This is a genomic window from Phenylobacterium sp., from assembly GCF_036563385.1.
In the GTDB taxonomy this organism is placed as follows: Bacteria; Pseudomonadota; Alphaproteobacteria; order Caulobacterales; family Caulobacteraceae; genus Phenylobacterium.
In genome coordinates this window covers 214,367-234,461 of the sequence record NZ_DATCML010000014.1, presented here as the reverse complement: position 1 = coordinate 234,461, position 20,095 = coordinate 214,367, and the positions used below count along the sequence as shown (strand labels likewise).

At 70.4% G+C, this 20,095-nt stretch carries 15 protein-coding genes; 5 read left to right on the top strand and 10 right to left on the bottom strand.

Annotation, left to right across the window (positions count from 1 at the left end; translation table 11 throughout):
* On the bottom strand, positions 1–417 hold a 417-nt coding region (locus VIL67_RS14925; RefSeq protein ID WP_332049699.1), incomplete at its 3' end, for a phosphoadenosine phosphosulfate reductase domain-containing protein.
* Between the two features lie 144 nt (positions 418–561).
* Positions 562–1,221, bottom strand: coding sequence for a hypothetical protein (locus VIL67_RS14920; RefSeq protein ID WP_332049698.1), 660 nt, complete (start codon positions 1,219–1,221; stop codon positions 562–564).
* Between the two features lie 825 nt (positions 1,222–2,046).
* Here VIL67_RS14920 and VIL67_RS14915 point away from each other — a divergent pair.
* Complete coding sequence (locus VIL67_RS14915; protein ID WP_332049697.1) at positions 2,047–3,303, top strand: glycosyltransferase family 4 protein; 1,257 nt, start codon at positions 2,047–2,049, stop codon at positions 3,301–3,303.
* A gap of 270 nt (positions 3,304–3,573) precedes the next feature.
* Positions 3,574–4,395, top strand: coding sequence for a sugar transferase (locus VIL67_RS14910; RefSeq protein WP_332049696.1), 822 nt, complete (start codon positions 3,574–3,576; stop codon positions 4,393–4,395).
* Between the two features lie 85 nt (positions 4,396–4,480).
* Here VIL67_RS14910 and guaA read toward each other — a convergent pair whose 3' ends face one another.
* From guaA to VIL67_RS14890, 4 genes are all read right to left on the bottom strand, one after another.
* A complete protein-coding gene (gene guaA / locus VIL67_RS14905) occupies positions 4,481–6,052 on the bottom strand; it encodes a glutamine-hydrolyzing GMP synthase (RefSeq protein ID WP_414696215.1) in 1,572 nt (523 codons plus the stop codon).
* A gap of 9 nt (positions 6,053–6,061) precedes the next feature.
* A complete protein-coding gene (locus VIL67_RS14900) occupies positions 6,062–7,339 on the bottom strand; it encodes an RsmB/NOP family class I SAM-dependent RNA methyltransferase (RefSeq protein ID WP_332049695.1) in 1,278 nt (425 codons plus the stop codon).
* 74 nt (positions 7,340–7,413) lie between these two features.
* Positions 7,414–8,871: an IMP dehydrogenase gene (gene guaB / locus VIL67_RS14895; RefSeq protein ID WP_332049694.1), complete on the bottom strand. Its 1,458-nt coding sequence runs from the start codon at positions 8,869–8,871 to the stop codon at positions 7,414–7,416.
* A gap of 71 nt (positions 8,872–8,942) precedes the next feature.
* The gene (locus VIL67_RS14890; protein WP_332049693.1) at positions 8,943–9,734 is read right to left on the bottom strand and encodes a class I SAM-dependent methyltransferase; all 792 of its coding nucleotides are present in this window, start codon (positions 9,732–9,734) and stop codon (positions 8,943–8,945) included.
* A 78-nt stretch (positions 9,735–9,812) separates the two neighbouring features.
* Between VIL67_RS14890 and VIL67_RS14885 the strand changes: the two genes are divergently transcribed.
* Entirely contained in the window at positions 9,813–10,685 is an 873-nt protein-coding gene (locus tag VIL67_RS14885; RefSeq protein WP_332049692.1) for a LysR family transcriptional regulator, read from the top strand.
* Here the strand turns inward: VIL67_RS14885 and VIL67_RS14880 are convergent.
* Positions 10,672–11,376, bottom strand: coding sequence for an RlmE family RNA methyltransferase (locus tag VIL67_RS14880; RefSeq protein WP_332049691.1), 705 nt, complete (start codon positions 11,374–11,376; stop codon positions 10,672–10,674). The genes VIL67_RS14885 and VIL67_RS14880 overlap by 14 nt on opposite strands.
* Complete coding sequence (locus VIL67_RS14875; protein WP_332049690.1) at positions 11,373–12,449, bottom strand: Ppx/GppA phosphatase family protein; 1,077 nt, start codon at positions 12,447–12,449, stop codon at positions 11,373–11,375. Before VIL67_RS14875 ends, VIL67_RS14880 begins: the two co-directional genes overlap by 4 nt.
* 163 nt (positions 12,450–12,612) lie before the next feature.
* Between VIL67_RS14875 and hspQ the strand changes: the two genes are divergently transcribed.
* Positions 12,613–12,942, top strand: coding sequence for a heat shock protein HspQ (hspQ, locus tag VIL67_RS14870; RefSeq protein ID WP_332049689.1), 330 nt, complete (start codon positions 12,613–12,615; stop codon positions 12,940–12,942).
* An 81-nt stretch (positions 12,943–13,023) separates the two neighbouring features.
* A complete protein-coding gene (phhA, locus tag VIL67_RS14865; RefSeq protein WP_332049688.1) occupies positions 13,024–13,902 on the top strand; it encodes a phenylalanine 4-monooxygenase in 879 nt (292 codons plus the stop codon).
* Here phhA and VIL67_RS14860 read toward each other — a convergent pair.
* Positions 13,899–18,017, bottom strand: a complete 4,119-nt coding sequence (locus VIL67_RS14860; protein WP_332049687.1) for a translocation/assembly module TamB domain-containing protein — start codon at positions 18,015–18,017, stop codon at positions 13,899–13,901. The genes phhA and VIL67_RS14860 overlap by 4 nt on opposite strands.
* Before the next feature lie 47 nt (positions 18,018–18,064).
* Entirely contained in the window at positions 18,065–19,861 is a 1,797-nt protein-coding gene (locus tag VIL67_RS14855) for an autotransporter assembly complex protein TamA (RefSeq protein ID WP_332049686.1), read from the bottom strand.
* Positions 19,862–20,095: the final 234 nt, after the last annotated feature.

Genomic DNA, 20,095 nt, shown 5'->3' with positions numbered 1-20,095 from the left:
GAGCTCGAAGCCGAGCTCGCGGGCCATGCGCTCGCGCATCTCGTACATCGCCTGGAACTTCCAGGTGGTGTCCACGTGCAGCAGGGGGAACGGCGGCTTGGACGGATAGAAGGCCTTGGCCGCCAGATGCAGCATCACGGCGGAGTCCTTGCCGATCGAATAGAGCATCACCGGGCGCTCAGCCTCGGCGACGACCTCGCGCATGATGTGGATGCTCTCGGCTTCCAGGCGCTGCAGGTGGGTGAGGGTCTGGGCGCGCACCGCTTCCAAGGGAGCGGCCTCGATCAGGTCCACCTTGTCAGGCGCCGTGAGCGGTGACCGGGACAGCGGCGCCGCGGCAGGGCGCGGCTCATCCAGCAGGTCGTCGCAGTTCTGATTGGCCGCCGAAAGGGCGAGCAAAGGCCGAAGCTCGTTCATGCCGCTGTTTTGGCGGCGCGGGAGAAGGCGGCCTCGATCATCTGGTAAAGAGCTGTGGAGATCGCTTCGCCGTCGCGGTCGCAGCCCCCTCCCCGCTCCCAGCGCACGCCGGTGGCTCGCGCGCCGCGAGGCGGCTGCGGGTGATCAGACCTGGCAGCGCCCCACCAGCAGGGACAGCACGAAAGCCGCGCCTGCGATGGCGGAGGGCGTCCTCAGCGCTCGGACCTCGTGGGGAGCCCTCACCACACACAGACGCGCGATCAGGATGAGGCAGCTGGCGACAACGCTGGCGCGGATCGGATCCGCCGGCTGCAAAGGCGTGTCCAGGTCCCGCCGCAACCAGGCGGCGGCCGCCGCCGCCATGAGCATCATCATGGTGAGGATCAGCGCAAACCGTGATCCCTCGATACGCCTGATCAGGCGCTCGGGCCGAACGCGCGCCCTCGGCTTCTGCTCCCGCAGCTCCCGCAACGCGCCGCGCCCTGACTGTGAACGCTCCGGCCGCGCATCCCGTGGATCGGGCTCATTGACAGGCCTCGAAGCCGAGACCGCCGAAACGATGACGACCACGGCGTCGCCAGCATGGAGTTTGACTGCGAAGACCGTCGCGCCCGACGGGTATTCCCAGGCTTCGTTCTCCGGCTGCGCGCTGACGACACGATAGACGTCGCCCGCGAGCCACTCGGCTTCCACCGGCCGGTAGTCCTTGTCCTCGGCGGCCGGACCACGCGACGGGCTGGCCGCCAGCGGCATGAAGATCGTGCAGGTTCGCTGAGCGCCCGGCGGCGAGGTGCTGCCTGCCATGTGCGGGCCTAGCCGGAGCGTCGGCCAGGGCCTCTCTGACGAGACCCCGCAGAACGGGAGGCCGCTTCTGAGGTTGAGCCGGCGCTCTTCCGTCGCGGCTGCGGGCGGGAAAAGCGATCTCTCGGCATGTTCAAGCGCCTCGCTCGCCTCGGACCGCTCGCGTGTACCGCCATGCGCTCCGCCAATTTCTAACCCTTGGGTGGTCGCAGGCGGATTCCCGCACGCAGATCAGCTCCGGCCGTGGCGCCTCCTTCGCAGTCCACAGCAATGCGGCCGCACTCGGCGCGGGGGATGGCGGGCTGCGGTGTCGCGGCCTTACTTACGCCGATGTTGTGTCTTGGCCGGCGAAAGCGGGTTGGGATCACCCGCAATCCGAAAGGTGGAGCGCGAGGGTGGCCAATGTCGTCGGAGTCCCAACTGAGCGTCGCGCTGCAGGCCCACGACGACCACTGGACGTGGGCCCTCATCGACATCAGGGGCGCGACGGTCGCTTCTGGCTCCGCGCCGGAACGCGCCGCGGCTGAGCGACAACTCTGGACCGCCTATCGGGTGGAGAGTGGTGCGTCACGAGCCGACGAGGCGCACTTCCAACGGCTCAGCTCGAGGCCCGCCGCCCGACCTGACCGCCAGCGCCCGGAGCTGACCGACCCGCAGCTCGAGAGGCGTCCGACCCGCCGCCGCATACGATGACCTGTGTCCTTTGTTCGAGCCGGGCGCGGCCGCGGAGCCTAGACGGACGATCATCCGCGAGCGGCCGCTGCACGCAGCGACCGAGCCTGTGGCGGCCCCCTCCAGCCCGGCCGCCGCTGTCTGCGCCCCACGTCAGTGGCGCCGGCCCATCACCTTCCGAAACCCTCGCGATCAGGAGCGCGCTTCGGCATGTCCCAGAACTTCAGCGTCCATGAGGCCCTATCCGGCAACGCAGAAGGCCTACGCCCGGAAGCCGCCCGCAGCGGCGCGCCGACCCAGAAAGTTCGGCTCCGCGCCCTGGTCATCGCGCACGACGCGCGCGCCAAGGGCGGCGTCAACAACTTCCTCCGGATCATGCGGAGGAAGATGCGATCACGGGTAGACGTGTCCAGATTCGCCAACGGCCGCCGCCACCTGGAGCATGGCAGGGCGCAGACGGCGAAGCGCCTGCTGCACGACTATGTCCGCTTCGCCGCCTTGCTCGCCCGCCGGCGCTTTGACGTCGTCCACCTCAATCCGACACTCGACCTCTCATCCCTCCCACGAGAGATGGCCTTCGCGTGGCTCTCCAAGCTGGTGCAGCCGAAGGCGAAGGTGCTGCTCTTCTACCGCGGCTGGGATTGGAAGGCGCTTGATGCGATCCGCGGCTCCAGTTGGAAGCGCACGATGTTCCTGGCGACCCACAAGCGCATCGATCGGGTCCTGCTGCTGTCTTCGACCTTCAAGGAGGCTCTGGTCGCGGACGGCGTGCCCGCGGGCAAGATCCACGTCGTAAGCACAATGTTCGAAGGCGACAAACTACGGCCGGTCCTGGATCGCGTGCCGTCCAAGGACCCGGCGGCGCTGGTCTTCATGTCGCGGTTCCTGCCGGCCAAGGGCGGTGCAGCCACCATCCAGGCGTTCGCAGAGATCGCAACGGACTATCCAGCCGCGCGCCTGACGATGGCCGGCGACGGCCCAGATATGGCGCGCCTCCGCGCCCTATCCCACGAACTCGGCCTCGACGATCGCATCGACTTCGTGGGCTACGTGGGCGGCGAGACCAAAATGGAGCTGCTCGCCCGCGCCCGCCTGTTCATCCTGCCGACAGCCCATCCGGAAGGGATGCCGAACGCGGTCCTGGAGGCGATGGCCGCCGGCGACGTGATCATCACGACGCCGATCGGCGGGATCACCGACGTGGTGGAAGACGGGGTCAATGGTTGTCTGCTCGGATCTGCGGACGCCACGTGCGTTGCGCGCGAGATCCGACGCTACCTGGAGAATCCCGAGCTTGCGGCGGCGACCAGCGCCCGAAACCGTGAGAAGGCCTGGAAGCTCTGGGAATCCGGCGTCGTGGCCGACCGTATCGCGCAACACTATATCGATCTCACCCGGGAACAGCCCGCGTGAGTTCTGCGCGGTAGCCCGAAGCCGCCCCCGCAGTTTTGCGTGATCGTAGCGCTTGAGCCGCGCGCCTCAGCGCGGCCGCCACCTTTCAAGTCGCAACTTTCAAGGCGCCAACGCCCGGCGGCTATGGTCAAGCTATGGCGAGCTGCGGCCGCGAATGACATCCTGAAAGTATCTCGTCCCGGGAGTGCTCGAATTTAACATGGGTCCGATTGGGGCGGAGCGATCCGGATTAGGACTCCCGTCTCACGAAATGTGAATTGGGACCTCCCGATGCTTGACGCGGCCAATAAGCAAGATGTCACGGACGGCGACGTTGCCGAGCTTGACGCTCAGCAGGCTCGGGCGCGCCCCGCGATCGGTCATGCGGAGCTTGAACCCCGCACCTGGCGGACCAGGTCCACCGATCGTGATCGGGCTCCCAAGCCAGTCGTTGCGGCGGAGGTCGCGGCCGCGCCGCCAGTCCTAGGGGCGCAGATCGCCGAGGTGCAGGCTTCTGCTGCTGGGCAGAGCACCGTCAAACGCGGGTTCGACACGCTCGTCGTGCTGGTCGCGCTGCTGTTCGTGGCGCCGTTGCTCCTGCTGGCGGCCACGGCACTCTGGGTCGAGTCTGGGCGGCCGATCTTCTTCCGGCAGCGCCGGACCGGCTACAAGGGGCGCACATTCGTGATCCTGAAGCTGCGGACCATGCGGGTGGTGGAAGACGGCGCGGGGATCACACAGGCGACGCGTGGCGATGCGAGGATCACGCGCGTCGGAGCCTTCCTGCGCAAGAGCAGCATCGACGAGCTTCCGCAGCTCATCAACGTGCTGAAGGGAGACATGTCGCTCGTCGGCCCCCGGCCGCACGCCCTTGCTCACGACCAGCTCTACGGAGCCGCGCTGCCCGACTATCACCTTCGTTTTCAGGCGCGGCCGGGTCTCACCGGGCTGGCGCAGGTGCGCGGCTTCCGCGGTGAGATCCATGCGATCCAGGACATGGCGCGCAGGGTGGACGCGGATAACGAGTACATCCGTGAATGGTCGCTGCTACGGGACGTGCAGATCATGCTGCGGACGGTGCCGCTGCTGTTCCACGATGCGCGAGCCTACTGACAGAGGGATGCGGCGCACGCAGCGACGGGCCTGCCTTAGTCGGCCGTCGCGGACCGCTTGTCCCCCGATCGAGCTGGGCCGGCGTTCACTCCCACTCGATCGTGCCGGGCGGCTTGGAGGTCACGTCGTAGACCACGCGGTTGACGCCCCTCACCTCGTTGATGATCCGGGTGGCGCAGCGGCCCAGCACCTCCCAGGGGAACTCGAAGAAGTCGGCGGTCATGCCGTCGGTCGAGGTGACGGCGCGTAGCGCCAGCACGTGCTCGTAGGTCCGGGCGTCGCCCATGACGCCCACGGTTTTCACCGGCAGCAGGACGGCGAAGGCTTGCCAGATGCTGTCGTAGAGCCCGGCCTTGCGGATCTCGTCCAGGTAGATGGCGTCGGCCGCCTGCAGGACCGCCACCTTCTCGCGGGTGATCTCCCCCGGGATGCGGATCGCCAGGCCTGGGCCGGGGAACGGATGGCGGCCGACAAACTGCGGGGGCAGGCCGAGTTCCACGCCCAACGCGCGCACCTCGTCCTTGAACAGCTCGCGCAGCGGCTCCACCAGCTTGAGCTTCATGTAGTCCGGCAGGCCGCCCACGTTGTGGTGGCTCTTGATCACGACGGAGGGGCCGCCGCTCGCCGAGACGCTCTCAATCACGTCGGGGTAGAGGGTGCCCTGGGCCAGGAACTCGGCGCCCTCGATCTTGGCGCTCTCCTTGTCGAACACCTCGATGAACAGGCGGCCGATGGTCTTGCGCTTGGTCTCCGGGTCGGTGACGCCAGCCAGCTCACCCAGGAAAAGATCAGACGCATCAACGTGCACGAGCGGGATGTTGTAGTGGTCCCGGAACATGGTGACGACTTGGGTCGCCTCGTCCTTGCGCAGCAGGCCGGTGTCCACGAACACGCAGGTCAGCTGATCGCCGATGGCTTCGTGGATCAGCACCGCCGCCACCGAGCTGTCGACGCCACCGGAAAGGCCGCAGATGACCTTGGCGTCGCCCACCTGGGCGCGGATCTTGGCGATCTGCTCCTGGCGGTAGGACGCCATGGTCCAGTCGCCCTTCAGGCCCGCAATGCGGTGCGTGAAGTTGCGCAGGATCAGAGCGCCGCGCGGAGTGTGGGCGACCTCCGGATGGAACTGGATCCCATAGAAGCGGCGACCCTCGTCGGCGATCACCGCGAAGGGCGAGCCCGGCGAGGTGGCGACCACCTCGAAGCCCTGCGGGATGGCGGTGATCTTGTCGCCGTGGCTCATCCAGACGGTCTCGGTGTGCTCGAGGTCGCCGAGGCCTTCCAGCAGCGGGCTCTCACGCTGGATCTTGATCTCGGCGCGGCCGAACTCGCGGTCATGGCCGCCCTCCACCGCCCCGCCCAGCTGAGCGCACATGGTCATCTCGCCGTAGCAGATGCCCAGCACCGGCACGCCCATCTCGAAGACCCGCTGCGGGGCCCGGGGGCTCGCCTCCACGTGCACGCTGGCGGGGCCGCCCGAGAGGATGATCGCCTTCGGGCCATAGGCGTCCAGCATCGCCGCATCCACCTTGTCGTAGGGGTGGATCTCGCAGAAGACGCCGCTCTCGCGCAGCCGCCGGGCGATCAGCTGGGTCACCTGGCTGCCGAAGTCGACGATGAGGACGCGCTCGTGATCCATCTGGGCGGTCTGGGTCATGGGGCTCCGTTAGCGGGGTTTCTCCAGCACGGCGACGAAAAAGCCGTCCGTCTGGGAGGCGCGCGGCGATAGGCGCAAAAAGCCGTCAGGGGTGAGGTTGGCGGCGAGCTTCGGGTCGTCGCTGGCTGGGCGGACGACGAACTCGGGATAGCGCTCGCGGAAAGCGGCCACCCGGTCCTCGTTCTCGTCCGGCAGGATGGAGCAGGTGACGTAAACGATGCGGCCGCCTGGCTTCACGAAGCGCGCGCCGTCCTCAAGCACCTGGTCCTGGTCGGCCTGCCGCTTGGCCAGAGCTTCGGGCGAGAGGCGCCACTTGGTGTCGGGGTGCCGGCGCCAGGACCCAGTGCCGGTGCAGGGGGCGTCGATGAAGACCAGGTCCATGCGGCCGTCCAGGCCTTTCAGGGCGTCGGGCTGGATCGGAGAGCGGACCTGCAGGTTGCGAACGCCCGCCCGCTCGCCGCGCCGTACGGTGTCCGCCAGCCGGCGCGCATCGCTGTCATAGGCGTAGATCTGGCCGGTATTGCCCATGGTCCCGGCCAGGGCCAGGGTCTTGCCGCCGCCGCCAGCGCAAAGGTCGAGCACCTGCTTGCCGGCCACCTCCCCGGCCGCGGCGGCGGCGAGCTGGGAGCCCAGGTCCTGCACCTCGAACCAGCCCTTGGAGAACTGCGGGATCGCTTCCAGGGCGCCAGACCGCGTTGTGGGATCAAGCGCCGGCATGCGCAGCGCCGTCGGCAGGACCTCCACTTGCTGGGCATGGAGCGGCTGCAGCGCCTTGAGCGCCCGCTCGGGGTCCGTCTTCAGCAGGTTGACGCGGACATCTACAGGCGCCCGTTCCGCCAAGGCCTGGCCCTCGGCGGCGCGGTCCTCGCCGAACGCGCGCGCCATCGGGGCGTCCAGCCAGTCGGGATAGTCACCACGCACGGGCGCCGGCGCGTCGTCCAGGCTCGCCGGATGCATCAGCGCGGTCCGCTCAGCCTCGCTAAGCGGCCCAGGCCCGTGCGGCTCGTCCCCTGCGGCCTCGGCGATCCGCTCCAGCCGCCAGGCCCATTCAAAGGCCAGCGCCCCCAGCGCCGCGGCCCGCGGCGTGTCCTCGCCCATGCGCCAGGCCAGCGAGCGGCGGCGGCGCAGCACGTCGAGCACCAGCCCCGAGACGAACGCGCGGTCCTTGGCGCCCGCATAGCGGGCCGCGTCGCCCCACGCCTTGAGCGCGAGCCGGACGGGCCGCTTCCGCTGCTCGATCTCCGTCAGGACCTCAATGGCCGCCGCAAGGCGTCCGCCGTCGCGCATTCAACTCACCAAAAAGTAGCGCGCCCGGCTGCCGTCGGGAACGGCGGCCGGCGCGCACGACAGGTTCACCGTCCCTAGACCGGGCTCGGGTAGTTCGGCGCCTCGCGGGTGATCATCACGTCGTGGACGTGGCTTTCGCGTAGGCCCGCGCCGGTGATCCGGATGAACTTCGCCCTGTCGCGGAACTCCACGAGCGTGGCCGCCCCGACATAGCCCATGGCCGCCCGCAGGCCCCCCACCATCTGGTGCAGGATCGGGGAGATCGGACCCTTGTACGGGACCTGCCCCTCGATGCCTTCCGGCACCAGCTTCAGGGCCGACACGTCTTTCTGGAAGTAGCGGTCGGCGGAGCCCTGCCCCATGGCGCCCAGCGAGCCCATGCCGCGGTACGACTTGTAGCTGCGGCCCTGGTAAAGGAAGACCTCGCCCGGCGCCTCGTCGACACCGGCGAACACCGAGCCCATCATGGCCACCGAGGCGCCCATGGCCAACGCCTTGGCGAGGTCGCCCGAGTACTTGATGCCGCCGTCGGCGATCACCGGCACGTCGGAGTCGCGCGCGGCGCGCACGGCGTCGGCGATGGCGGTCAGTTGCGGAACGCCAACGCCGGCCACGATGCGGGTCGTGCAGATCGAGCCTGGGCCGATGCCGACCTTCACGGCGTCGGCGCCGGCGTCGATCAGAGCGCGGGCGCCGTCGTAGGTGGCGACGTTGCCGGCGACCACCTGGACGCGGTTGCTCTCGCGTTTCACCCGGCCCACCGCCTTAGCGACATCGGCGTTGTGGCCGTGGGCGGTGTCGATCACCACCACGTCGACCCCGGCGTCCACCAGGGCCATGGAGCGCTCGAAGCCCGCGTCACCCACCGTGGAGGCGGCGCCCACCAGCAGGCGGCCGTGCGCGTCCTTGGCGGCGTTCGGGTAGGCCTCGGATTTTTCCATGTCCTTGACGGTGATCAGGCCGACGGCGCGGTAGTCGTCGTCGACCACGATCAGCCGCTCGATCTTGTGCCGGCGCAGCAGGTCGCGGGCCTCGGAGGGATCCACGCCCTCCTTCACCGTGACGAGGTTCTCCCGCGTCATCAGCGCCTTGGCCGGGACATCGTCGCGGCCCTCGAAGCGCATGTCGCGGTTCGTCAGGATGCCCACCAGCTTCCCGGCCGCGTCCACCACCGGGAAGCCCGAGATCTTCCGGCGCGCCTTGATCTGCCGGATCTCGGACAGCGGCGTATCGGGCGTGATGGTCAGCGGATTGATGACCATGCCGCTCTCGTAGCGCTTCACCTCCCGGACCTGGTCAGCCTGCTCCTCGACCGTGAGGTTGCGGTGCAGGATCCCCATGCCACCAGCCTGGGCCATGGCGATGGCCAGGCGGCTTTCGGTGACCGTGTCCATGGCGGCGGACACGAGCGGAATGTTCAGCTTGATCTCTCGCGTGAACCGGGTGGCGACGTCGACCATGGTTGGCATGACGTCAGACGGGCCGGGTTCGAGCAAAACATCGTCGAAGGTGAGCCCTTCGCGAATCTCCATGAGACTCTCCGTTTTGCGGCGCGGGTATACGCGGGCGTCCCCATCGGGGGCAAGGGCCGTTAACGGTTCGATCATGCGATTGCGCGCTCGAAGACGATGAAGTCGCCGTAGGTCCCTCGCTCCTCGAGCGTACCCGCGGCGAGATCTGCATCCATCCGCGCGAACCCCTCGTCCAGCTCCGCCTCGGTCATGTGCTCGAAGACCGAGACCGCGCGCAGCTTCAGTCGGGCGACAGCGGCGGCGAGATCCTCGTCCAAGGGGAGCTCCATGTGCTCAACCGCCACTGTTCGGAAGCCTGCAGCCCCGAAGAGAGCCTGAGCCTCGGCCTCGCTCGGGAACATGGCCCGCTCGATCTCCCAACTGCGCGGGAAGTAGTCGCGCCACCAGTGGTGTGGGATGCGATCCTTGAACGTGCTGCGCAGGATGAAGCGGCCGCCGGGCCGCAGGACCCGGGCGATCTCACGGGCCGCGGCCGGCTTGTCGGCCACGTGGTGGTAGGAAAGGAACATCAGCAGGAAGTCCGCGACGCCGTCGGGCAGAGGGATCGCCTCCGCGCGTCCGGCTAGGTAACGCACCGCAGGATGGCCGCTGCCGGCCTCGGCAGCCTCGCGCATGCCGTCGGCAGGCTCCACGCCGTAGATTGGTCCGCCGAACGCCTCCGCCAGACCTGGCGTGAACCGGCCGGTCCCGGAGCCGAGATCGACGCCCACCAGGGGGCGCGCCTCGGGCAGGTGGGCGGCGAAGCGCGCCATGTAGAGCCGGATAGCGTCGGGCGGCAAAGCGCGGCCCTGGGCGTAGGTCTGATGCTGGGTGAGATTGTAGTCGACCGGCGCCAGCGTTTGGGGGGGAGTCTTGGTTTCCATGACAAGTCTATGCCCGGATTGCCGATCTGAGGAAATCGACTTATCTGCGGCGTGATGTTCGAAAAGCTTACATCAGGTGTGCTTCCCTCCCTGAACGCGTTGCGGGCCTTCGAAGCCGTCGCACGCACCGGGCGGATCACCCTGGCGGCCACGGAGCTGCACGTCACCCATTCCGCCGTCAGCCGGCAGGTGAAGGCGCTGGAGCAGGCTCTGGGCGTGCGACTGTTCACCGGGCCCAAGAACCGGCTGGAGCTCACCCCCGCAGGGCGCGACCTGGCTGCGCCGCTCACCGCCGCCTTCGCTCAGATCGCCGCCGCCGTGCGCCGCGTGAAGGCGGGCGGCGAGGACCTGCATGTGGCGGTCAACGCCTCGATTTCCGTGAAGTGGCTGATCCCCAGGCTCGCCGCCTTCCAGGCCGCTCACCCCGACATCCGGCTGCACCTCTCCGAACTGCCGCCGCACGCCACGTCGCAGCACGGCGCCGAGGCCGTCGTCCGCATCGTCCCGACCAGCCGGCTCGCCGATCCGAACTGCACACCCTTCATTCCCAACGCCCCGGGGCTGGTGCTTTCGCCTGAGGCGGCCACGCGTTGGGGCGCCGACCCGCTGCAGGCCCCTCGCCTGTCCGCGGCTAGCCATCCCGAAGGCTGGCCGATCTGGGCCGAGTTGGCCGGCGTCGAACTGCCGCCCGCGCCCGAGCGACCCTTCGCCCACGTGCACTTCGCCATGGATGCGGCCCTTGCGGGCCTGGGCGCGGCCATCGTCTCCTGGCCCCTTTGCGCGGCGGAGGTGGAGGCCGGCCGACTGGTGGCGCCGCTGGGGTTCCGCCGCTCCGAGAGCGCTTTCGCCCTGCTCGCCGCGCCGGGTCCGGTGAGCCGCCCCCTCGCGCGCTTCCAAGACTGGCTGGTGGCGGAAGGCGCCCGGACCCCGGAGCCGCCTAGCGCCCCTTGAAGCCGGTCGCGACGATGAAGACCTCCGAGCTGTCGGCGCGGCTGGCCTTCGGCTTGACGTTGCGAACCTCCCCGAAGTGCCGCTTCAGCTCCCCAATCAGCTGCGCCGTCTCGCCGCCCTGAAAGGCCTTGGCGACGAAGGTCCCGCCGGGCTTCAGCACCTCCAGCGCGAATTCGGCGGCCGCCTCGATCAGGCCGACGATGCGCAGGTGGTCGGTCTGCCTGTGGCCGACGGTGTTGGGTGCCATGTCGGACATCACCACGTCGGGCGCCCCGCCCAGCAGCTCGATCAGCTGCGGCGCGCAAGCCGGGTCGGTGAAGTCCATCTGCAGGATGTGCGCCGGTGGCAGCGGGTCCACGGGCAGAAGGTCAACGCCGACGATCTGGGTGACCCCGCGCTGGACGGCGAGCTGGGTCCAGCCGCCAGGCGCCAGCCCCAGGTCCACCACGCGCGAGCCCGGCTTGAGGAACCGGAAGCGGTCGTCGATCTCCTCCAGCTTGAAGGCGGCGCGGCTGCGATAGCCGAGCGCGCGGGCTTTGGCGGCGAAGGGGTCGTTGATCTGCCGCTCCAGCCAGGCCTGCTGCGAGGGCGTGCGCTTCCAGGCGGTCTTGAGCCGGGCAGGCTTGGCGCGCCCGGCCTCCAGGCCGCCGGTCGGCGGCTTCACCATGCGCTTGCGGGGCGGTTCGGTCATGCGGCGGCCTTGCTGCGGGGGCGGCGGCGACGGCGACGGCGTGCGCCCCGCTCGGACATGAGGGAGAGCAGGATGCCTTCGCGCAGGCCCCGGTCGGCCACCCGCACCCGGCTGCAGGGCCAGAGCTCCTGCACCGCCTGCAGGATCGCGGCGCCAGCCAGGACGAGGTCCGCGCGGTCGGGCCCGATGCACGGCTGGTCGGCCCGCTCCCGGGCGTTGAGCGCCAGAAGACGTCCGGCGGCGGCGTCGCACTCGTCGCGGGTCATCCAGATGCCGTCGACCCGGCTGCGGTCGTAGCGATCCAGCTCCAGGTGCAGGCCGGCCAGGCTGGTGATCGCCCCGGAAGTGCCCACCAGGTGGGCGCGGTCGGCGTCGAACACCTCGCGCATGGGATCGGCCCGGCGGAAGGCGGCGATCTGGTCCTTGACCGTGTCGACCATCTTTCGGAACCAGGCCTGGGTGTCCTCCTCGCCTTCCGGGTAGCGCTCCGCCAGGGTCACCACGCCGATCGGCACCGACAGCCAGGCCTTGATGGGCGGCACGCCGGTGGGCGGGGCGTCGCGCAGGTCGACCCAGGAGAGCTCGGTGGAGCCCCCGCCGACGTCAACGACCAGGGCCGCGTCCGCGGTGCGGTCCAGCAGGTTCTGGCAGCCCTGCACCGACAGGCGGGCCTCCTCCTGCGGGCTGATGATCTGCAGCCGCATGCCGGTTTCGGCGAACACCCGGTCGATGAAGGCCTGGCCGTTCTCGGCCATGCGGCAGGCCTGGGTTGCGATGGCGCGCAGACGCACCACCCGGCGCCGGCGCACCTTCTCGGCCGCCACCTTCAGCGCACCGAGCGCCCGCTCCATGGCGGCTTCGGAAAGCCGGCCGCTCTGGTCGAGGCCCTCGCCCAGGCGCACGATGCGGGAGTAGGCCTCCACCACCCGGAATGCGGAGCCCGCCGGCGTGGCGATCAGCAGGCGGCAGTTGTTGGTGCCCAGGTCGAGGGCGGCATAGCAGGCGGGATCTCCGCTTGAGGGTCTTTCCCGGCCACGCCACTGTGCGCCGGGCGCGCTCGGCGCCTCGTTCATGGACCGCATCCGTCCTTCGCAGGCGCAACCCGTCCGTCGCGCCTCACTTCAGGGGCGACTGTAGCAAGCCGGTTCGCGCGCCGGAAGGCGCGGGCTTGGATGCACGGCGGGTGACGCGGTACGTTCACCTTCTGCTCAGGAGCCGCGCGCTAGATTCGACGCCATGAACACGCGAGTCGCCAAATATCAGCTCGGCCAGGTGGTCAGGCATCGCGTCTACCCGTTCCGCGGCGTGATCTTCGATGTCGACCCGACCTTCTCGAACACCGAGGAGTACTGGCTCTCGATCCCCGAGCACATCCGCCCCAGGAAAGACCAACCGTTCTATCACCTGCTCGCCGAGAACGACGAAAGCTCCTACGTGGCCTACGTGTCCGAGCAGAACCTGGTTCCGGACGACAGCGGCCAGCCCGTCGGCCATCCGCAGACCCAGCTGATCTTCGAATCGTTCCGCGAGGGCCAGTACAAGCTTCGCCCCCGGATCAGCCACTAGGCGCAAGCTTTTCCCCCGGCGTGGGCGAAGGGCGAGCCGGAAAGAACGGAACTTCCAGCGAAACGGGGCCATTCTGACGCCATGAGCGCGGATGGCTTTGCGAACGGCCCGCCGCCCGGGGCGCGGGCCGACTGGACCATCGACCAGGGCTGGGAGCACTACACCCAGGCCGAGCACGACGTCTGGATCACCCTCTACGAACGCCAGGCCAGGCTTCTGCCGGGGCGGGCGTGCGACCCGTTCCTGAAGGGCCTGGAGGCGCTCGACCTGCACCGGACGGGCATCCCCGACTTCACACGCATCAACGAGGAACTGCGCCGCCTGACCGGCTGGACCGTGGTCGCCGTGCCCGGCCTTGTGCCCGACGACGTCTTCTTCGACCACCTGGCCAACCGCCGCTTCCCGGCGGGCCAGTTCATCCGCAAGCCCGCGCAGCTGGATTACCTGCAGGAGCCCGACGTCTTCCACGACGTGTTCGGCCACGTGCCGATGCTCACCGACCCGGTGTTCGCCGACTACATGCAGGCCTATGGCGAAGGCGGCCGGCGCGCGCTGGGGCTCGGGCAGTTGCACAACCTCGCCCGCCTCTACTGGTACACGGTGGAGTTCGGCCTTCTCGGCACCCCCCAGGGCCTGCGGATCTACGGCGCGGGCATCGTGTCCAGCTATGCGGAATCGGTGTTTGCGCTGGACGACGCCTCGCCCAACCGACTGGGCTTCGACCTGGAGCGGGTGATGCGCACCCCCTACCGGATCGACGACTTCCAGCAGGTCTACTTCGTGATCCCGTCCCTGCAGGCGCTGCTCGACGCCACCTTGCAGGACTTCGCGCCGATCTATGCCCGGCTGGCCGAGGCGCCCGACATCCCCATCGCGACGATCCAGCCGGGCGACGCAGTCTTCACCCGCGGCACCCAGGCCTACGCCGAAGCGGGAGGCCGCACCGGTCAGGCGGCCTAGTAGTCCCGCCGCCAGCGGACCGCGAGCTTGGTGCCCGCCTGCTGGGTCAGCCGCGAGATGATCGACAGGTTGCGGCGTACCCGCCACTCCACCTGCGCCGCCGTGCCCTCGCGCCCGCCGCCGATGATCTCCAGGTAGACGTCGTCGGTGAGGTATTTGCCGCCGGCCACGGTCAGCGCGGTGTCCCCGCCCCCGCCCGCGAAAGCCAGGCGGTCGAGGCCGGCGAAGTTGCGCAGGTTGCCGATCACATCGAAACCGCCGCCGCCGGCCAGGGCCGAGATGGCGGAGGCGAGCTGGGCCGCCTCGATGGGCGACAGCTGCGAGGCCGAGCGGCCGAACAGCACCTGCGACAGCACCTCGTCGTTCGGCAGGCTGGGCGTGGAGCTGAGCGTCACTTCCGGACGGGCGGCCGTGCCGCGGATGCGGGCGACAGCGACGAGCGAGGGGTCGTCCCGCGTGGCCGTGAGGTCCAGCCGGATCTCCTCCGGCCGGGTGGAGAGATAGACCACGCTGCGCGGGTCGAAGTCGAAGCGCTTGCCGGCGAACTGGTAGTCGCCGCGTACGACCCGAGCGACGCCGCTGAGCTCCGGTCGGGAGGTGGCGCCGGTCACTCGGGCCTCCAGCGACAGCTCCACGTCCAGGCCCCGGCCGCGCAGGAACACCCGCCCGGGCGCATGCAGCCGCACGTCCAGGGCCCAGCCATTGCCGCGCCGCGTGGCTGGGGGAAGGCTCGCCGCCAGCTCCACCGGCCGATTTCGCTCGACCACGTCCATGGCCACGACGCCGGAAGGTATCGGCGGCTCGGCGGCCACATCGGCGCGGACGATGGCGAGGTCGCCGGAGAGCCGCACGCGCCCATCGGCGCCGCGGTCGATGGTGACGGGCCCGCTGGCCGAGGCCGTGGCTTGCTCGTTGTCGATCAGCCGGAAGTTGTCGAGGTTGAGCCGGAAGCTGGAAACCCCGTTGCGCGCCAGGCTGATGCGCCCTGCGCCCGCGACCGAGCCCCCCTGCCCGTCCACGCCCGTGGCGCGGGTGACGTTCATGGCGCTTTCGGCGAAATCCGCGCGCAGCGAGATCTGCCGGAGGGATAGCCCGGTTTGCCCGTCCTCGAAGCGGCCGTTGGCCACCGTGATGCGCCCGGCCGCCTGCGGCGCGGCCAGGCTGCCCGCCAGCGTGCCCGCCGTGGAGACCTGGCCCGAGAAGCTGCGTTCGCCGCCGATCAGCAGGTCCCATAGAGGTCGCACCTCGCCTTCGGCGGCGAACCGGCCCTGCATCGGCCTCTGCCGGGCGATCGCGAGACGGAACGGCGCGGCAGACGCTTCGGTGGGGAGCACCACGTAGCTGCTGGCGCGCAGGCCCTGCTCGTTGGTGACGGCTGCTTCCAGGGTCAGCGACTGGTCGGCCAACCGCCCGCGCACCGTGCCGTCGATGCCGGCGGTCACCGGCAGGCCGCGCCCGCGGGCGTCCGTCAGGCGTGCATCGATCACGCCTGTCAGGCCCGCGCCGCGTCCTTGCAGGCTGACGGATCCCTGGACCTGGCCGGCGAGATCTTCGTCGAAGAGCCCGAGCCCCAGGCCCGCGACCTGGGCGCGCACATCCGCCATCCCTGCATTCAACCGCCCGTCGAGGTCGATCCGCCCGCCGTCGGCCGCCGCGAGCCGCAGACGGGCGCTGCGGTCGGGCCCGGCGAAGCGGAAGACCGCCGTCTCGGTCGTCCGCAGGTCCCGCTCGCCCAGCCGCCCCCCGCCGTCGAAGCTGACCCCATAGCCGGGACGGGTCTCCGTCAGCAGTCCGCGGCCGGCGAAGTTCCAGCGCTCGGCCCGCGTCACGCCCTGCGCCTCGGCCGTGTACGGCAGCCGCGCCAGCGGGCCGGCGGCCGAAACCCGCAGCGTGCGTACGGCGGTGCCGGCGAGGCCGGGCGCCACCAGCCCCTGGCCGATCAGGTCGAGGTTGGCGCGAGCGCCCCCCGACGCGTCGACGATGCGCACCGTCCCGGTCACCCGGCCGGCTTGAAGGAAGGCCCCGGGGACCACCTCCACGCGCAGATCCGCGGCCGATGGCGTGCGCCGGCGCAGCGACAGCGCGCCCGACGCCCTCAGCCCGCCGGCGTCGAGCGACAGGTTGGTGAGGTCCACGCCGCCGGCCGGGAAACGGAAATCCGACCGGGCGCGGGCGGGGCCGTGCTGGCTCTGGGCGGCCAGGGCGATTGCGCCGCTGGACCCGTCAGGCCGCCGCTGGAAGCTGAGGGTCACCTGCGCGTCGCGCAGCGGCAGCCGCGGCACGTCGATCTGGTCCACGCGCGCGGTCAGGTCGGCGCGGGGCTCCCGCAGCGTGCCTGCAATCGCCCCGTCCCCGCGTGCCCGGCCGGCGATCTCCACCGGCCCGGCCCGGAAGGGGCCGGCAGCCGCCCAGTCGGCTCTGAACGCCAGTCCGCCCTCGGCCGAGACAACGCCTGTGGTGGTGACATCGAGGGCGGCCCCGTCGAGCACCGCCTTGGCGACGGTGACCCGCCGGCCCTGCACGCTAGCGCCCACCGAGAGCCGCGGCTGGCCGCCGAGCAACCGGTCCAGCTCGGGGTAACCGCTGGCGAACCGCTGCCCGCGTGCGTCCACGTCGAACACCCAGGGCCGGCCCGCGCCGCCCTGGTTCGCCGACCAGCTCGCGCTCAGCGCGCCGGCGGCCCCGGGCCGGGCTGCGGCCAGGTTGGTGAGGCGCGCGTCGCCCTTGAAGTTCAGCCCGCCCAACAGGCTGCGGCCGCCGCTGGCGTCGAGGTCGAGGCCGCGTCCGTCGAGTTCGAGCCGGCGCAGCGACAGCCGTCCGTCGGCCAGCCGCGATCCGTCGAAGACCGCGCGCGGGGCGCCGCCCATGACCGCGGCGATCCAGCCGGACCCGCTGCCGCCGCGGCCGGTCAGCGTCGACTGAACGTTGACCGCCCCCGCTCGGGTCTCGACCTCGATCGGGCCGGACACCTGCGCGAGGCCGTAGGCGCCGAGGCGCAGCTGGGCCACCGATCCGGCGCCTGCGAAGCGGTAGCCGATGCGCCCGCCCGTGAGAGTCCCTTCGACCCGCGCCGGGCCAATCTGCGGCCCGCCGGTGATCCGGGAGAGATTTCGGGTGCTGGCGGTCACAGCCAGGCCACGCGGGCCGAGCTGCCGCTTGCCGAGGTCGCCGAGGCCGCGCGCCTGCAGGTCGAGGTTCTCCGCATCGACGTCGAGGGCCAGCTGGTAAAGCGCCTCGCCCGCCTTGCGCCCGGTTACGGCGAACCCGAGCTGCGGTCCAAGCCGTCCGCGCCACTGATCGGTCAGGCGCGAGGCCGAAAGCAGCAGCCGGCCGCTGGCCTGCCCGCCGGCCGGATTCCAAGCGCCCTGAGCCTCCAGGGGGCGCAGCGTTCCGGACGTTGCGAGCGCGGTGAACCGGCCTTGGGCCGTCCGGCCGTCGGCCTTGATGTCGAGGGCGAACGGCAGATCGGGGTTGAGCCCAAGCGCGCCGGCAAGGGCGCCGCCCCGCGCCTCGAGCGCGTCCACCCTGACCTTCAGCGGGCGCGCCTCCCCCATGTCGACGTCGGCGACGAGGTGGTCGCCAGGGTGCAGCACGCTCAGCGCACGCGCGCTGACTGTCCGCCCGCCCTTGCGTTCCACGTCCAGCGCCAGGCCGAGGTCGTACACCCCGCGCCGGTAGCTGAAGCCGGGTAGCATCTCCACCCGCGCGGCGGCGCGGGTGATGTGGAAGGAGACCGGCATGCCGCGGTCCTTGCCCTTCGGGGTGAGCGTCGGCCGGCGGATAAGCCGGATGGACTGGGCCTCGATCAGGTCGGCGTGGAAGCGTCGCCTGAAGAGCTCCAGGTAACGCCATGTAAGATGGACGTTGTTCGCCTCAAGCCAGACGCCCTGCTCGTCTCGGACGGTGAGCCTGCGCACGCGGACGTCACGCCAGATGTCGCCCGACAGCCCCTCCACCTTCAGGCGACCGAACCGTCCCACCTTCAGGCCATCTGTGCGCGCCTCGATCAGCAGGCGCGCTTCCGGCAGCAGCACGCCGTAGCGGGCGCCCAGAAAGATCGCGGCGATGCTGACCACCAGCGTAATGGCCAGCACCACAAGGGCGCGAGGGAGCACCTTTCGCTTCAGCGCCTCGACAGGCGCGGGGGTGTCCGCCGCCTCGCTCAAAAGCTCTGCCCGATGCTGACATAGATCTGGAACGGCGCGCCGCCGCGCCGGCGGCTGACCGGGGTGGCCACGTCGACCCGGATCGGCCCGAAGTTCAGGTGATAGCGGACGCCGACGCCTGCCCCGATGGCGAGGTCCTGGAACGAGGGGGTCTGGTCCGTCGAGACCGCGCCTGCGTCGACGAACGCGGCGAACTCCCAGCGCTCGGTGAACTGGCGCCGCAGCTCGAGCGAGGTCTCGAACAGAGCCGCGCCGCCTTGCGGCCGGCCGTCCGGAAGCCGCGGGCCGACGTCCTGGTAGCCGAAGCCTCGCACCGAGCCGCCGCCGCCGGCGTAGAACCGCCGCGAGGCCGGCAGCTGCGGAATCTGACCGTTGGCGATGGCCCCAAGCCGCAGGCGCGCAGCGGCCACGGTCCGTCCCGCTTCCATGGGCAGGTAGTAGCTGCCCTGCGCCTGCAGCCGCAGGTAAGGCAGGTTGGTCTCGCCCACGATTACCGTGGGCTCGGCGCGCGCGTTGACCCGCCAGCCGCGTCGGGGGTCCAGCGGATCGTCCGAGCGGTCCAGCGAGAAGTCGCCCAGCAAACCCAGGGTCACGAGGTCGCGGCCCAGCGGGTTGAGGGTCTCGGTGCGGAGTTCCTCCGTCCGGCTGACGTCGACGGAGGCGCCGACCGTCACATACGACCCCTGCACCAGCGAGGTGGTGCGGCCGAAGCGGCGGGTGACGTCCGCGCGAACGCCGACGCCGGTCTCGTCGTAGGCGTCGGTACGCACACGGTACGCCGCTGCGCCCGTAGTCAGGGTCTGCTGCGGGCGCCGCCAGTGCGGCAGGGTGAGGGTCGGGGCGATCCGGCTGTCGAGCTCTGAGACACGTCCCAAGACCGAGAGCGTGTCGGCCCGGCCGAGCCAGTTGTACCGTGTCCAGCGGCCCTCGACCCCCAGGCCTTCTTCCGTGGCCCAGCTCGCGCCGAGCTCCAGGGTGCGGCGGCTGCGTTCGGCCAGGCTGACGACGATCGGCCGCAGCCCCTCCGGGGTGGCGTCGGCTGCGGGCGCCAGGGCCACCGTGACGCTGTCGTAGACGCCGGCGTCCAGCAGCCGGCGCTCCAGCTCGGCGACGGCGTCAGGGTCATAGGCTTGGCCGTTACGCCAGGGCGCGAGGCGCGTGACCCAGGCCGGGTCCGTGCGTCCGTCTGTAGTCAGGCGGATGCCGTCCAGCCGCACGATCTCGCCCGCCGCGATCCGGAAGGTGGGGCGCACCGTCTGGTCAGCGTGATCGACCACCACCTCCCGGGGCTCGGTGCGGACGTCCGCGTATCCAAGCTTCTGGATCGCGGCGACCGCGCGCCCCTCCGCCGCGATGACCTCGGCGGCGCGCCCCGGCCCGCCCGGCTGCAGATCAAGCGCAGAGGCGGCGGCCTGCCCCGCCTGCGGCTCTGGCGGCCCCCCGACCCAACTGATGGATGGCTCGGCGATGCGGAAGCGCGGACCCGGGGTCACCCGCACCAACGCCGTCGGCGGTTCAACGTCCGTGACGTCCGGCTCGACCGTGTAGGCGTAATAGCCTTCCGAGCGGAGCACCGCGATGGCGTCCTCGGCGGCGGCCCGGGCGCGGCGGCGGGCCTCGAAGCGGTTCTCGATCGGGCGGTCCGTCTGGCCGATCGCGCGCAGGATCGCGGCGCGCAGTTCGGGGTCAAGCTCGCCCTCCACAGCCGCGCGTGGCTGGTCGGCCCGCGCCGGACCGGCCGCGACGGCGCAGAGGGCCGCCGAGGCGGCGACGGCATGAACCAGTCGACTCAAAGCTCAAATTTCTCCGAGCCCCCGCACCCGTTTAGCGGGGCTGTCGGCGACTGTCACGGCTGCGGCTGCGCGACCCTGGATAGAGCTTAGTCAGGTCTTCCGCTGCGACGTTGTGCGCAAGCCGCCACACAACCAGCAGATGGTAGTAAGTTCAAGTAAGTAAACAAGCTCTGCCGATGCCGATATTGGACTGGTGATTTGGGCAGAAATTGGGCTTTGCCGCTGCCACGACGC

Bases quoted from the DNA above. Each gene is read 5' to 3' on its own strand.
- VIL67_RS14880 (WP_332049691.1), bottom strand. From the start codon at position 11,376: ATGACCGAACCGCCCCGCAAGCGCATGGTGAAGCCGCCGACCGGCGGC.
- hspQ (WP_332049689.1), top strand. From the start codon at position 12,613: ATGAACACGCGAGTCGCCAAATATCAGCTCGGCCAGGTGGTCAGGCAT.
- VIL67_RS14875 (WP_332049690.1), bottom strand. From the start codon at position 12,449: ATGAACGAGGCGCCGAGCGCGCCCGGCGCACAGTGGCGTGGCCGGGAA.
- VIL67_RS14890 (WP_332049693.1), bottom strand. From the start codon at position 9,734: ATGGAAACCAAGACTCCCCCCCAAACGCTGGCGCCGGTCGACTACAAT.
- guaB (WP_332049694.1), bottom strand. From the start codon at position 8,871: ATGGAGATTCGCGAAGGGCTCACCTTCGACGATGTTTTGCTCGAACCC.
- VIL67_RS14910 (WP_332049696.1), top strand. From the start codon at position 3,574: ATGCTTGACGCGGCCAATAAGCAAGATGTCACGGACGGCGACGTTGCC.
- guaA (WP_414696215.1), bottom strand. From the start codon at position 6,052: ATGACCCAGACCGCCCAGATGGATCACGAGCGCGTCCTCATCGTCGAC.
- VIL67_RS14920 (WP_332049698.1), bottom strand. From the start codon at position 1,221: ATGGCAGGCAGCACCTCGCCGCCGGGCGCTCAGCGAACCTGCACGATC.
- VIL67_RS14900 (WP_332049695.1), bottom strand. From the start codon at position 7,339: ATGCGCGACGGCGGACGCCTTGCGGCGGCCATTGAGGTCCTGACGGAG.
- phhA (WP_332049688.1), top strand. From the start codon at position 13,024: ATGAGCGCGGATGGCTTTGCGAACGGCCCGCCGCCCGGGGCGCGGGCC.